The organism is Nocardia sp. NPDC051832, assembly GCF_040681285.1.
In the GTDB taxonomy this organism is placed as follows: Bacteria; Actinomycetota; Actinomycetes; order Mycobacteriales; family Mycobacteriaceae; genus Nocardia.
The window spans coordinates 960,256-972,256 of the sequence record NZ_JBFAYL010000002.1; the positions used below are offsets into that span (position 1 = coordinate 960,256).

Here is a 12,001-nt window from a genome sequence, read left to right on the forward strand (position 1 = left end):
CAGCCGCGCCCGAACTTCCGTGGGCCCCAGAATTGCGGGCGCGGCGGCGGGCCCGGCGCTCGATAAAATTCGACGCATGAACCGTCATCGGAAGCCATCCCCGATGACGAATGGCCCCGGTGGTTTCGGTTTCGACGCGCAGCTGCGGTCGATCGCGGAACTGGCGGGGTCGAACGCGATTCCGCGCCGGTCCGCGCCACGAGCAGCGCCGCCGCCGGAGCTGGCCGCCGACGCGCGACTGGACGGCTCGATCGTTCCGGAAGCGCGAACCCCACGCGATTCCGATTCGGTGGCGGGCTCGGCGCTCGCAGTACCCGCTCCGCGCGGCGTCTTTCTCACCGGAGCCGCCGGATTCCTCGGTGCTCACCTGCTGCACGAGCTGGCGGCACGGACCGACGCCGAGGTGCACTGCCTCGTGCGCGCCGCCGATCGGGACGCGGCCCGCGCCAGAATCCTCGCCGCGCTCCACCGCTACCGCCTGTGGAGTCCGCAGGTCGCCGCCCGGGTGATCCCGATCGCGGGCGATCTCACGATGCCGCAGTTCGGCCTCCCCACCGCTGAATACGCCGCGCTCTCGCGCGACGTCGACGCCGTCATCCACAACGGCGCACGCGTCAACCACGCCGAGCCGTACGCGCGACTACGCGCGGCCAACACCCTCGGCACCGCGACGGTGCTCCGATTCGCTTGCACCGCGATCCCGAAACCGGTGCATTTCGTGTCGACGACATCGGTCGGATCGGCGACCGCGGCACCCATGTCCCCGGTTCTCGAATCCGCTCGTCCGGCACTCGGCGAGCTGTCCGGCAACGGCTATGTCCTGAGCAAATGGGTGGGCGAGGTCCTGACCGCCCAAGCCGCCGCCCGCGGTCTACCGACCGTGATCCATCGCCCAGACCGCATCTGCGGCAATCCGCACACCGGCGCAGCCAGCCCCGACGACGCCTTCTGGACTCTGGTCCGGGCAGCGATCCTCTTGGGCGGCGTACCTCCCGCCGACCTCGAAGTGAGTCTCGTCCCCGCCGACTATGTGGCCTCCGCGATCGTGCACACCCTGATCCACGCCACTGCCGCGCCGTCGGACCGCCCGGTCGATAGCGCTGCCGCGCCGGTCCACCACTTGGTCAACCAAACCTCGATCCGCTGTGGACTGGTATGGGAACGACTGCGCCACAAAGGTTTCGAGATCGTCACTATGCCGGTATCGGGACTGGCGGCCCGGCTGGAAACCGCCGCGGGCGACGACCCCGATCTCGCTCGCGCGCTCATTCTGGGGGAGCAAGCGGGCTTTTCAGGTACGCCGGTCTCCTGGGACGACTCGAACGCACGCATCGCCCTGGCCGGCTCCGGCATCGACTGCCCGCCGATGAGCATCGATTTGATCGACCGGCACATCGACTACTTCGTCCAGACCGGATTTCTTCCGGCCCCGCGTCACTGATCCGGGCGGTGGGCGAGAACTGCGAACATGGTCACCGAGAAGTGATAGTCGCCGATCTCGACGCCGTGCCGCAGATCCGCGATCAGTTGGTCCCGCTGCTCAGCGGTGATGGCCCCAGCGGCCACCGCGTGGTCGGTGCTGGCACGATACATGGTGTCGATGATCCCGAGATCCCAGATGACCGCGTCGGCGCCGATGTCGTCGACGACCAGGCCCGCGGCGGTGAGCAGACCGCGCAGATGCCGCCCGGAGTCGTGATTGGTGGTCTGGCTCAACCATGAGTCGTTCAGGGCGCGAACGACTTCGGGATCACCGGGATGAATGATGCCGGTCGACCAATCACTGTCGACGAGCACCACCCGGCCACCCGGCCGCAGGACGCGGGCGATCTCCGCGGTCGCCCGAGCGGGATCGTCGAGATGCTGATAAACCCGCTCGCAGCGCACCGCGTCGATACTGGCATCGGGAAACGGCAGGTTGTACGCGTCGCCCTTGACGAACTCGGCCCGCACGCCCAGCGCCGTGGCGCGCGCCTCGGCCTCCACCAGCATGGCCGGATTCGGATCGACACCGGTGGCCGCACCGGTGGGGCCGGCCAGTGCGGCCAGCGCCACCACTTCCGAACCGGTCCCCGACCCGATATCGATCACCCGATCACCCGGCCGCACCGCCAAGGCGTCCAAGGTCCACCGCCGTAGCCGCCGCACGCCCGGCAACGCGGACTGCGCGTCCAGAATGCTGACGAGCAGTGCCTGATGCTCGCTGTCGCCGGGCTGATCAGCGCGGAAGGACGGTGTGGACCCGGGCTCGGCCATGCTCCCGTTGTACTCCGATCCCGGCCGCTAGGCCAGGATGATCAGGGGTTGCGTTTCGGTTGCCGGACTGGTGGATTCGACGACGGCGGTCAGGCGGATGCGGGACTCGCCGAGCGTCCCGCTGAAGGCGCGTCGGCCGTCGGCGACATCGCGCGCGGTGGTGGAGTCGTGCAGATTCAGCGCCCGCGCCCACGCCAGCACCTGCGAATTCGCTTCCCGTGCAGGTAGATCGGGGTGACAGGTGCCGCATAACTCGGCTTCCGCGTCGCCGAAACGAGCGCAGCAATCCCACATCCAGCTCAGTGGGGGTAGGTCGGCACCGGCGATTTCGGTGGCATAGGAGTTCACCAGCTCGGACACGGTGGTGATGGCACGCATTGTCAGCGACTCGGTCACACGCGACAGGGTGTCACCTGTTTGCCTGGGTTGTCCGTAACCCGCAAGCCAAGCGTGTCGGTGCGGAATGCGCCGGATAATGTTGCGCGCATGGCGACGATCGAAGAGGCGCTGGAGATCGAGCGGCTAGAACGCGACATCTTCCGCGGCGCATCCACCAAGACCCAGTTGCCGCGCACGTTCGGCGGCCAAGTGGCCGGGCAGGCGTTGGTGTCGGCGGTGCGGACGGTCGATCCGCAGTTCCAGGTGCATTCCCTGCACGGCTACTTCCTGCGGCCCGGCAATCCGGAAGAGCGCACCGTCTACCTGGTGGACCGGATCCGGGACGGGCGTTCGTTCTGCACGCGGCGCGTCACCGGCGTGCAGGACGGCAAGGCGATCTTCACCATGTCGGCCTCCTTCCACTCCGGTGATCAGGGGCCCGAGCATCAGGACGTGATGCCGCTGGTCTCCGAGCCCGAGGGCCTGCCCGACGCGCAGACCACGATGAGCCCGGAACGCCTGTGGGCCATGCGCGAATGGGAGCACTGGGACATCCGCCCGGTTCCGCCCGGCGAGGTGTCCCGCCGCGACGGCGTCGTCTCCCAGCAACAGGTCTGGTTCCGCTACCGGCATCCGCTGCCCGACGACCCGCTGTTCCACGTCTGCACGCTGGCCTATATGAGCGATATGACGCTGCTCGGTTCCTCGAAGGTCATCCACCCGGACGAGGAGACCCAGAACGCTTCGCTCGATCACGCCATGTGGTTCCTGCGGCCCTTCCGCGCCGACGACTGGCTGCTCTATGACCAGTCCTCGCCGTCGGCGGGCTTCGGCCGCGCGCTGACCGGCGGCAAGATCTTCAACCGTCAGGGCGAACTGGTCGCGGCCGTCGTCCAGGAGGGTCTGATCCGGACGATGCGCGAGGGCGGGCAGCATGGCTGAGCAGTCGGTGATCGCCGCGCGGGAGCCGCAGCGGGCCACGAGTTCGCCCCGTATCGGCGTACTCGCTTTGCAGGGGGATGTCCGCGAGCACTTCGCGGCCCTGGAACACGCCGGCGCGGAACCGGTGAGCGTGCGCCGCCGGTCCGAACTGGACGCGGTCGACGCGCTGGTCCTGCCGGGCGGCGAGTCCACCACCATCAGCAAGCTGCTGGAGGCCTTCGAACTGCTCGAACCGCTGCGCGCCCGCCTCCGCGACGGCATGCCCGCCTTCGGCTCCTGCGCCGGGATGATCCTGCTGGCTTCCGAGGTGCTCGACACCCGCCCCGACGCCCAGCACCTGTCGGGCATCGATATGACGGTGCGCCGCAACGCTTTCGGCCGCCAGGTCGACTCCTTCGAAACCGATCTCGACTTCACCGGCCTGGATTCCCCGATCCGCGCCGTGTTCATCCGGGCCCCCTGGGTGGAGCGCGCGGGGGCCGGCGTCGAGGTGCTCGCGACTGTTCCGAGCGGCCCGTTCGCCGGGCGGATCGTGGCGGCGCGCCAGGGCAATGTCCTGGCCACCTCGTTCCACCCGGAGGTCACCGGCGATCTGCGGGTGCACGATCTGTTCGTCGGCATGGTGCGCGCTACTGCGTAGCCGCGCTCCGGACTACGTACCGAAAGCGCTGATCAACGCCGCGGAATCGAGTATTCGCTACTCGTGATTCCGGTCGTGGCGACCGCGACGATTATCTGATCCGGGCAGCCGAATCGTCCCGGAGTGGTGCTGCACCACTGGATGAAAAGACGCACGATCATGACGAATCACGAATACCCGGCCGAAGAGCGGGTTTGCAATCTGGTTCCTTCCCGCGAAACCGAGCAGGACTGGACTTTTGGTGACGCGGTCGCGGCCGGCACGCTGGGCGTGGTGGCCGCGCTCCCGCAAGCGGTGGATCTGCGCCGCGACTGGTGGACTATCGGCGATCAGGAGGACACCGGCTCCTGTGTCGGCTGGGCGACGGGGGACGGGCTGATGCGCTATCACCTGGTCACCGCGAACCGGATCGACAAGGCCGATCGGGTCTCGCCGCGTTTCATCTGGATGAGCTCGAAGGAGACCGACGAGTTCGTTCAGCGGCCCGAGACCTTCATCGAAGGCGGCGGCACCTCGCTGAAGGCCGCGGTCGAGGTGACCCGCAAGTACGGCGCGGTGCGCGAAGAAATGCTGCCGTTTCACATCGTCACCAAGATGTACACCGGTGCGGAGAACGTGTTCTGGGCGCACGCCGCGCAGCAGCGGGTCGCCTCCTACTTCAACCTGGGCAAGAATCTCGCCAACTGGAAGGCTTGGCTCGCCAACAACGGGCCCATCCTCGCCGGCTTCGGCGTGGACCAGACCTGGGACAACGCCACCGCCAACGGCGGGGTTCTGGAGGAATTCGTGCCCGGCACCGTGCGCGGCGGACACGCGGTCGCGATCGTCGGCTATCAGGCCAACGGCCGCTTCATCGTGCGCAACAGCTGGGGCACGGCCTGGGGTGACCACGGTTTCGCCTATGCGACGCCGGCCTACATCGCGGGCGCGTTCTTCGACGAGTCCTACGGAATCACGCTCTGATCAAGCCCTGGGAAAGCTTCCGTGACCGGCCGAGTAGTCTGGTGAAGTTTCCAGACGTGCAATCGACCTGAAGGAAGTAGGGCATGAGCGGCCACTCCAAATGGGCCACCACCAAGCACAAGAAGGCGGGTATCGACGCGAAGCGCGGCAAGCTCTTCGCCAAGTTGATCAAGAACATCGAGGTGGCGGCCCGGACTGGTGGCAGTGACCCGGGCGGCAACCCGACGCTCTACGACGCCATCCAGAAGGCGAAGAAGTCGTCGGTGCCCAACGACAACATCGAGCGTGCGCGCAAGCGCGGCGGCGGTGAAGAAGCCGGTGGCGCGGACTGGCAGACCATCATGTACGAGGGCTACGGCCCCAATGGTGTCGCCGTGCTGATCGAGTGCCTCACCGACAACCGCAACCGTGCCGCGGGCGAGGTCCGGGTCGCGATGACCCGCAATGGCGGCAATATGGCCGACCCGGGCTCGGTGTCGTACTTGTTCGGCCGCAAGGGTGTGGTCACCCTGGAGAAGAACGGCCTGTCCGAGGACGACGTGCTGATGGCGGTGCTCGACGCGGGCGCCGAAGAGGTCAACGACCTGGGCGATTCCTGGGAGGTCATCAGCGAACCGGGTGATCTGATCCCGGTCCGCCAGGCCCTGCAGTCCGCCGGCATCGACTACGACTCGGCCGAGTCCGGCTTCCAGCCCTCGGTGTCGGTCGCGGTCGACGCCGACGGCGCGCGCAAGGTGTTCAAGCTGGTCGACGCGCTCGAGGACAGCGACGACGTGCAGAACGTGTACACCAACGTCGACATCTCCGACGAGGTCATGGCGCAGCTCGACGACTAGCCTTTGGCCAGGTCTTCGTAGTACTCCGCGAGAGCGGGGTAGTAGTCGCCGAAATCGGGGCGGTCCACACCTGTGTGGGCCGCCCCGAACATGTCCAGGTAGTACTCCCACCCCGCCCCGATCTGCGGCACCATTCCCAGCTGATCGCCGCGCAGATGCTGAATGAAGCGGAATTCGGTGGTGTCGCTCTGCTGGGTCAACTGGACTTCGAGCAGCCACGAGCCGGCCTCGTCGGTCGCGGAGACCTCCAGGCGGTGCGGCGGTTCGCAGACCTCGATGCGCATGTCCGTCCAGGGCTGCCCCTCTTCGAAACTCATCTGCACCTTGATGGTGCGGCCCGGTCCGGCTTCGCCCGTCCACGGCCCGTACCAGCGGGCGGTGCGGTCTGGTTCGGTCAAGCTCATCCAGACGTCCTCGATCGGCGCGCGATAGGTTCGGGTCAATACCAGGTCGTGGCCGGCGTCGGTGGTGTGCAGGCGGCCGGTGGGTTGGATGGTCATGCTGTGTTCTCCTTTGTCGTCTGCCGGGCTGCCTCGGCACGGTGTTCGCGCCGGGTTCGGTAGACCTCGGTTTCCAATGCGTCGAAGCGGCGCTCCCAGGCGCCGCGGCCGAATCGCGCGATCCACTCGGCGAGTTCGCCGAGCGGTCCGGCATCGAGGGTGTAGATCCGCTCTCTGCCCACGAGTTCGGCGCGGACCAGCCCGCTTTCGCGCAGCACGCGCAGGTGCCGGCTGATCGCGGGTCTGCTGATGTCGAATCGTGCGGCGATGTCGCCCGCGGCCAGCTGCTGTCCATCGAGCATTTCCAGGATCTCCCGCCGGATCGGGTCGGCGATCGCCCCTGCCACTTCGTCCACGAGAAAAGCGTAACCGACTGGTTACGCGTTGTCGATGATGATTGCCGGATGGGAGGATTCAGCCATGGTTTCGCTGGTATTGGTCCGTGGTGACATCACCGCGCAGTCGGTCGACGCGATCGTCAACGCCGCCAACTCCTCGCTGCTCGGCGGCGGGGGAGTCGACGGCGCGATTCATCGCAAGGGCGGGCCGGAGATCCTGGCCGAATGCCGTGCGCTACGTGCCTCGCAGTACGGCAAGGGGCTCAGAACAGGGCAGGCCGTGGCGACTACCGCGGGCAAGCTGGATGCCCGCTGGGTCATTCACACGGTCGGCCCGGTCTGGTCGGCCACCGAGGACCGCTCCGATCTCCTTGCCTCCTGTTATCGCGAATCCCTGCGCGTGGCAGACGAACTCGGCGCTGCGACGGTCGCGTTTCCGGCGATCTCCACCGGGATCTACGGCTGGCCGCTCGACGACGGCGCGCGCATCGCGGTGGAAACCGTGCGCGCCAGTGCGACTCGGGTGTCGGAGGTGCGGTTCGTTCTCTTCGACGAAACGGCGTACTCTGCGTTCGCCGCTCAGGTTGCCTGAGCCCGCTGGAGTGTCCTTGCGGAGAGTCGTACCGGATTCCACTAGACTCTCGAACAGTTGTTCGTGTCTGCGAGAGGGGTTTTCGTGCGGGTGATGGGCGTGGACCCCGGGCTCACCCGGTGCGGAATCAGTATGGTCGAGGGCGGGCTCGGCCGGAAGGTCACCGCCATCGCCGTGGATGTGGTGCGCACCCCGCCCGAGATGGATCTGGCGCAGCGGTTGATGCTGGTGGCCGACGCGGCCGAAACCTGGATGGACACACACAAACCCGAGGCCGTCGCGATCGAGCGCGTGTTCGCGCAGCACAATGTGCGCACCGCGATGGGCACGGCGCAGGCCGGCGGGGTGATCGCGCTCGCGGCGGCGCGGCGCGGCATACCGGTGGCCTTTCACACCCCCAGCGAGGTGAAAGCGTCCGTCACCGGCAGCGGCACCGCCGGCAAGGCGCAGGTGACGGCGATGGTGACGCGAATCCTGGGGTTGGCGGTGGCGCCGAAACCGGCGGACGCGGCTGATGCGCTGGCGCTGGCGATCTGTCATTGTTGGCGGGCGCCGCTGCTGGATCGGATGGCCAAAGCCGAAGCGCAGGCGGCCGAGGTCCGCAGGCGCTACACCGAAAAGCTTGCTGAACAACGGAAGGCGGTACGCGGGTGATCGCGTCGGTACGCGGTGAGGTGCTCGAAATCGCGCTCGACCACACGGTGCTCGAGGCGGGCGGAATCGGGTACCGGTTGAACGCGACCCCTTCGACGCTGGCCACGCTAACCCGCGGCGAGGAGATCCGGCTCTACACCGCGATGATCGTGCGCGAGGATTCGCAGACTCTGTTCGGGTTCGCCGACACCGAATCGCGCGACCTGTTCGGTCTGCTGCAAACCGTGTCCGGGGTGGGCCCGCGCCTGGCCATGGCGGTACTCGCGGTGCTGGAGCCCGAAGCGCTGCGCAAAGCGCTCGCCGAGAGCAATGTGGCGGCGCTGACCCGCGTGCCCGGCATCGGCAAGCGCGGCGCCGAACGCATGGTCGTCGAACTGCGCGACAAGGTGAATCTCATTCCGGTACAGGCCGGTCCGCCGGGCAGCGGCCCCGGCGTCGCGGTCACGCCGGTGCGTGACCAGGTGGTGGAAGCGCTCACCGGCCTCAGCTTCCCGCTGAAACAGGCCGAGCAGGCCGTGGATTCGGTGCTGGCCGAGCAGCCCGCCGCCGACACCTCCACCGCGCTGCGCGCCGCTCTGAGCCTGCTCGGCAAGAACCGCTAGGCCGCCATGGAATACGACGAGACCGCGGACGAGACAGCATCCGACGAGCAATCCCAGGTCACCGCAAGCTATTTGAAGTCCGACGGGGACATCGAGGCCAGCCTGCGCCCGAAATCCCTGGACGACTTCATCGGCCAGCCGCGCGTCCGGGAACAGCTGGCGCTGGTGTTGCGCGGCGCGAAACAGCGCGGCGGCACACCCGATCACGTCCTGCTGTCCGGCCCGCCCGGCCTCGGCAAGACCTCGATGGCGATGATCATCGCCGGCGAACTCGGCACCGCCCTGCGCATCACCTCCGGCCCGGCGCTGGAGCGCGCCGGCGACCTCGCGGCCATGCTCAGCAACCTGGTCGAGGGTGACGTGCTGTTCATCGACGAGATCCACCGCATCGCCCGCCCCGCCGAGGAAATGCTGTACCTGGCCATGGAGGATTTCCGCGTCGACGTGGTCGTCGGCAAAGGCCCCGGCGCCACCTCGATCCCGCTGGACATCGCCCCGTTCACCCTGGTGGGCGCGACAACTCGCTCGGGCGCGCTGACCGGCCCGCTGCGCGACCGCTTCGGTTTCACCGGGCACATGGATTTCTACGAACCCGATGAGCTGCTGCGCATCCTGCTGCGCTCGGCCGAGATTCTCGGCGTCGAGATCGAACGCGACGCCGCCGCCGAGGTCGCGGGCCGTTCCCGCGGCACGCCCCGCATCGCCAACCGCCTGCTGCGCCGCGTCCGCGACTACGCCGAGGTGCGCGCCGACGGCCGCATCACCCGGCCGATCGCGCAGGCCGCCTTGGAGGTCTACGACGTCGACGCGCTGGGCCTGGACCGCCTGGACCGAGCCGTCTTGTCCGCCCTGGTCCGGGGTTTCAACGGCGGCCCCGTCGGCGTGTCTACCCTCGCAGTCGCGGTCGGGGAGGAAGCGGCCACCGTCGAAGAGGTTTGCGAACCGTTCTTGGTCCGCGCCGGGATGGTCGCCCGCACCCCGCGCGGGCGCGTCGCCACTGCCGCTGCCTGGGAGCACCTCGGCCTGGTCCCACCCGCTGATTTGGCCTTCGGTTCCATCGACGTCCGCGCCCGCGAACCGCAGCCGACCCTGAGCCTGTTCGACCGCCCCTCGTCGGCGGACAGCTAATCCCTGGCGTCCGTTGCGGCCCTTTCCTGCGGGTGTGTTGGGTCTCCAACTCTGAGCGACAATCTGTCCCGGTTCCGTCGGTTGTCGCTCGGAGTTGGACGTAGGTGTCTGCCGCACAGCCGGAAACCGTGCCCGGCGACGACATGTCCCAAGCGAGAGCAATCTGACAGCTAATGGCTGCGTGCCGTGCGGGCCGTAGCGAACTCGGTGACAACACATTTCGGCTAGGGCGTGGTTACAGCCGATATCTGGACGGGCGCACTGCGGATCTCCCCGCTACAGTCGGTCGCATGACCGTGGTGCAGTCTGTTGTCGATCGTTTGCCGGAGCCCTATCGCTCCAAGGCGATTCAGCACCGCGAGCTGATGAAATTCGCGGTGGTCGGCGCTGTCACCTGGTTCATTGACACCGGTGTGGTGTACGCCGCGAAGTTGACCGTGCTCGGTGAGAAACCGCTGACAGCGCGGCTGTTGGGTGTGCTGATCGCGATCATCGCCTCCTACATCCTCAATCGGGAGTGGTCGTTCCGGACCCGGGGCGGACGTCAGCGCCACCACGAAGCGGCCCTGTTCTTTGCGGTCAGCGCCTTGGGTGTCGTTGTCACGCTGATCCCGCAGGCGATCTCGCTCTACGTCTTGAACCTGCGGGTGCCGCACGTGGGCCCGCTCACCCAGGCGGTCGCCAACTTCGTCACCGGCCAGATCCTCGGTGTCCTGCTCGCGATGGGCTTCCGCTTCTGGGCGTTCCGCCGCTTCGTCTTCCCGGACGACCTGCGCGAAGCCGAATTGCACAGCGTCCAGGGCTGAATCAGTGGTGGTGGCTCTTCTCGAGCGCCGTGATCACCAAGTCCAGGAACGCGTCCACCTCGTCGCGTGCGTAACCGCGGGTCCCGAGCCGGGCCTCGGTGAAATGCACGCCCCGGACATCCGCGGTGGTCAGACTCCCCGGCCCACCATGCGCGAGCGTCGCGGCGACGAGATCCATGAACGCGTCGACTTCCTCCTCGTGATAGCCCCGCCGCCCGACGGGCGCCGACGTGAACCGCATCCGGTGCACGTCATCGGGGCTGAGTAAGGCGGCCGGACCGGAACCGTTGCCGGCGGCCGGCACCGGCCGGGTCCCGCGCTGCCGGATCTCCAGCTCGATCCGCACCCGATCCAGGAACTCGTCGACCTGGTCGGCCTGGTAGCCGCGCCCGCCGAAACGGGGCGCGTCGAAGTGCACATGCCGCACGTCGTCGGCGGTCAGGACGCCTCGTCCTTCCAGCGTCGAGGCGACCAGCTCCAGGAACGCGTCGACTTCGTCCGCGTGATAGCCGCGATGCCCGACCGGTGGCATGGCGAAATGGATCCGGCTCACGTCCTCGGGGGTCATCACTCGAAATATTGTGTCAGGGTCCCAGACGCGGTGCTCAGTCTTTGCTGAACGCGCCCAACCGATCTCAGTCCTTGCGCACGCCGTCGATGAGCAGGCGGCGGATCGCCTCGGTGAGCGCTTCGATCGAGGTTTCGTCCGGATCGCGCAGGCCGTGCACGATTCCGGCGAGCAGCATGCCGGTGACCGCCTTGGCGGTATTGAGGGTGTCGAGATCGGCGCGCAGGTAACCGAGTTCGACGCCGTGCTCCAGATATCCGGCGGTCAGGGCGTCGGCGGTGTCGAGCAGACCGTAGAGCCGGGCGGTGAGTTCGTCGTCGATGCCGGTGGCGTGGAACAGCAGGAGCTGGGCGATCCGGCGGTCCTGGATCAGGATGCGGGTGAGCGCGGTGCCGATCCGGTCCAGCTGCGCCCGGTACTCGTCCAGGCTGGTTGCCGCGTCCGGGGCGTTCTCGGTGCCCAGGGTTTCCACGATCCGCGCGGCCAGATCATCGATGACGTGGTCGATGATGTCGCGTTTATTGCTGAAGTACCGGTAGAAGGTGCCGTGCCCGATGCCGAGCTGACCTGCGATATCGGCGATGCCGGTGGCGTGATAGCCCTTCTCGGCGAAGCAGACGAAGGCGGTGTCGATGATGCCTTGGCGCAGTTCGGCTTTACGGCGCGCTACCGCGCCGCCGGCCGCTGCTCGCGGGGCTCGGGTCGTTGGCTTCGTCACCTGCACGATGATACAGTCGTCACAAACGGAATGATGTGTCATTCCGTGATGCAAGTGTCACAAAATCTTCTGGAGGTTCG

At 67.5% G+C, this 12,001-nt stretch carries 16 protein-coding genes; 10 read left to right on the forward strand and 6 right to left on the reverse strand.

What is annotated here, in order from left to right; genetic code table 11:
• Positions 1-76: 76 nt before the first annotated feature.
• Positions 77-1,441, forward strand: coding sequence for a thioester reductase domain-containing protein (locus tag AB0M14_RS14335; protein WP_364993943.1), 1,365 nt, complete (start codon positions 77-79; stop codon positions 1,439-1,441).
• On the opposite strand, the gene AB0M14_RS14340 is transcribed toward AB0M14_RS14335, so the two are convergent.
• The gene (locus AB0M14_RS14340; RefSeq protein ID WP_364993947.1) at positions 1,435-2,256 is read right to left on the reverse strand and encodes a methyltransferase domain-containing protein; all 822 of its coding nucleotides are present in this window, start codon (positions 2,254-2,256) and stop codon (positions 1,435-1,437) included. The genes AB0M14_RS14335 and AB0M14_RS14340 overlap by 7 nt on opposite strands.
• A gap of 27 nt (positions 2,257-2,283) precedes the next feature.
• Entirely contained in the window at positions 2,284-2,652 is a 369-nt protein-coding gene (locus AB0M14_RS14345) for a hypothetical protein (protein WP_364993949.1), read from the reverse strand.
• 90 nt (positions 2,653-2,742) lie between these two features.
• On the opposite strand from AB0M14_RS14345, the gene AB0M14_RS14350 reads away from it, so the two are divergent.
• The 4 genes from AB0M14_RS14350 (at position 2,743) to AB0M14_RS14365 (ending at position 6,015) form a co-directional block, all read left to right on the forward strand.
• Entirely contained in the window at positions 2,743-3,576 is an 834-nt protein-coding gene (locus tag AB0M14_RS14350) for an acyl-CoA thioesterase II (RefSeq protein WP_364993951.1), read from the forward strand.
• A complete protein-coding gene (gene pdxT, locus AB0M14_RS14355; protein ID WP_364993953.1) occupies positions 3,569-4,216 on the forward strand; it encodes a pyridoxal 5'-phosphate synthase glutaminase subunit PdxT in 648 nt (215 codons plus the stop codon). Before AB0M14_RS14350 ends, pdxT begins: the two co-directional genes overlap by 8 nt.
• Before the next feature lie 159 nt (positions 4,217-4,375).
• Positions 4,376-5,179: a C1 family peptidase gene (locus AB0M14_RS14360; RefSeq protein ID WP_364993956.1), complete on the forward strand. Its 804-nt coding sequence runs from the start codon at positions 4,376-4,378 to the stop codon at positions 5,177-5,179.
• Between the two features lie 83 nt (positions 5,180-5,262).
• Entirely contained in the window at positions 5,263-6,015 is a 753-nt protein-coding gene (locus tag AB0M14_RS14365) for a YebC/PmpR family DNA-binding transcriptional regulator (protein ID WP_364993959.1), read from the forward strand.
• On the opposite strand, the gene AB0M14_RS14370 is transcribed toward AB0M14_RS14365, so the two are convergent.
• Positions 6,012-6,515: an SRPBCC family protein gene (locus AB0M14_RS14370; protein ID WP_364993962.1), complete on the reverse strand. Its 504-nt coding sequence runs from the start codon at positions 6,513-6,515 to the stop codon at positions 6,012-6,014. The genes AB0M14_RS14365 and AB0M14_RS14370 overlap by 4 nt on opposite strands.
• Positions 6,512-6,871, reverse strand: a complete 360-nt coding sequence (locus AB0M14_RS14375; protein WP_364993965.1) for a metalloregulator ArsR/SmtB family transcription factor — start codon at positions 6,869-6,871, stop codon at positions 6,512-6,514. The genes AB0M14_RS14370 and AB0M14_RS14375 overlap by 4 nt, the downstream gene beginning before the upstream one ends.
• Positions 6,872-6,935: 64 nt before the next feature.
• Between AB0M14_RS14375 and AB0M14_RS14380 the strand changes: the two genes are divergently transcribed.
• The 5 genes from AB0M14_RS14380 (at position 6,936) to AB0M14_RS14400 (ending at position 10,635) form a co-directional block, all read left to right on the forward strand.
• Complete coding sequence (locus AB0M14_RS14380; RefSeq protein ID WP_364993967.1) at positions 6,936-7,445, forward strand: O-acetyl-ADP-ribose deacetylase; 510 nt, start codon at positions 6,936-6,938, stop codon at positions 7,443-7,445.
• Between the two features lie 84 nt (positions 7,446-7,529).
• A complete protein-coding gene (gene ruvC / locus AB0M14_RS14385) occupies positions 7,530-8,099 on the forward strand; it encodes a crossover junction endodeoxyribonuclease RuvC (protein WP_364995779.1) in 570 nt (189 codons plus the stop codon).
• Positions 8,096-8,701 (forward strand): Holliday junction branch migration protein RuvA, encoded by a 606-nt coding sequence (gene ruvA, locus AB0M14_RS14390; RefSeq protein WP_364993970.1) that lies wholly within the window; start codon positions 8,096-8,098, stop codon positions 8,699-8,701. Before ruvC ends, ruvA begins: the two co-directional genes overlap by 4 nt.
• A gap of 6 nt (positions 8,702-8,707) precedes the next feature.
• Complete coding sequence (gene ruvB / locus AB0M14_RS14395) at positions 8,708-9,829, forward strand: Holliday junction branch migration DNA helicase RuvB (RefSeq protein ID WP_364993972.1); 1,122 nt, start codon at positions 8,708-8,710, stop codon at positions 9,827-9,829.
• A 290-nt stretch (positions 9,830-10,119) separates the two neighbouring features.
• Complete coding sequence (locus tag AB0M14_RS14400; RefSeq protein WP_364993975.1) at positions 10,120-10,635, forward strand: GtrA family protein; 516 nt, start codon at positions 10,120-10,122, stop codon at positions 10,633-10,635.
• 1 nt (position 10,636) lies between these two features.
• On the opposite strand, the gene AB0M14_RS14405 is transcribed toward AB0M14_RS14400, so the two are convergent.
• Together AB0M14_RS14405 and AB0M14_RS14410 are read right to left on the reverse strand one after the other, a co-directional pair.
• Complete coding sequence (locus AB0M14_RS14405; protein WP_364995782.1) at positions 10,637-11,203, reverse strand: DivIVA domain-containing protein; 567 nt, start codon at positions 11,201-11,203, stop codon at positions 10,637-10,639.
• Positions 11,204-11,270: 67 nt separating this feature from the next.
• A complete protein-coding gene (locus AB0M14_RS14410; RefSeq protein ID WP_364993977.1) occupies positions 11,271-11,921 on the reverse strand; it encodes a TetR/AcrR family transcriptional regulator in 651 nt (216 codons plus the stop codon).
• Positions 11,922-12,001: the final 80 nt, after the last annotated feature.

Bases quoted from the DNA above. Each gene is read 5' to 3' on its own strand.
- AB0M14_RS14335 (WP_364993943.1), top strand. From the start codon at position 77: ATGAACCGTCATCGGAAGCCATCCCCGATGACGAATGGCCCCGGTGGT.
- AB0M14_RS14340 (WP_364993947.1), bottom strand. From the start codon at position 2,256: ATGGCCGAGCCCGGGTCCACACCGTCCTTCCGCGCTGATCAGCCCGGC.
- AB0M14_RS14350 (WP_364993951.1), top strand. From the start codon at position 2,743: ATGGCGACGATCGAAGAGGCGCTGGAGATCGAGCGGCTAGAACGCGAC.
- pdxT (WP_364993953.1), top strand. From the start codon at position 3,569: ATGGCTGAGCAGTCGGTGATCGCCGCGCGGGAGCCGCAGCGGGCCACG.
- AB0M14_RS14360 (WP_364993956.1), top strand. From the start codon at position 4,376: ATGACGAATCACGAATACCCGGCCGAAGAGCGGGTTTGCAATCTGGTT.
- AB0M14_RS14365 (WP_364993959.1), top strand. From the start codon at position 5,263: ATGAGCGGCCACTCCAAATGGGCCACCACCAAGCACAAGAAGGCGGGT.
- AB0M14_RS14370 (WP_364993962.1), bottom strand. From the start codon at position 6,515: ATGACCATCCAACCCACCGGCCGCCTGCACACCACCGACGCCGGCCAC.
- AB0M14_RS14380 (WP_364993967.1), top strand. From the start codon at position 6,936: ATGGTTTCGCTGGTATTGGTCCGTGGTGACATCACCGCGCAGTCGGTC.
- ruvB (WP_364993972.1), top strand. From the start codon at position 8,708: ATGGAATACGACGAGACCGCGGACGAGACAGCATCCGACGAGCAATCC.
- AB0M14_RS14400 (WP_364993975.1), top strand. From the start codon at position 10,120: ATGACCGTGGTGCAGTCTGTTGTCGATCGTTTGCCGGAGCCCTATCGC.
- AB0M14_RS14405 (WP_364995782.1), bottom strand. From the start codon at position 11,203: ATGACCCCCGAGGACGTGAGCCGGATCCATTTCGCCATGCCACCGGTC.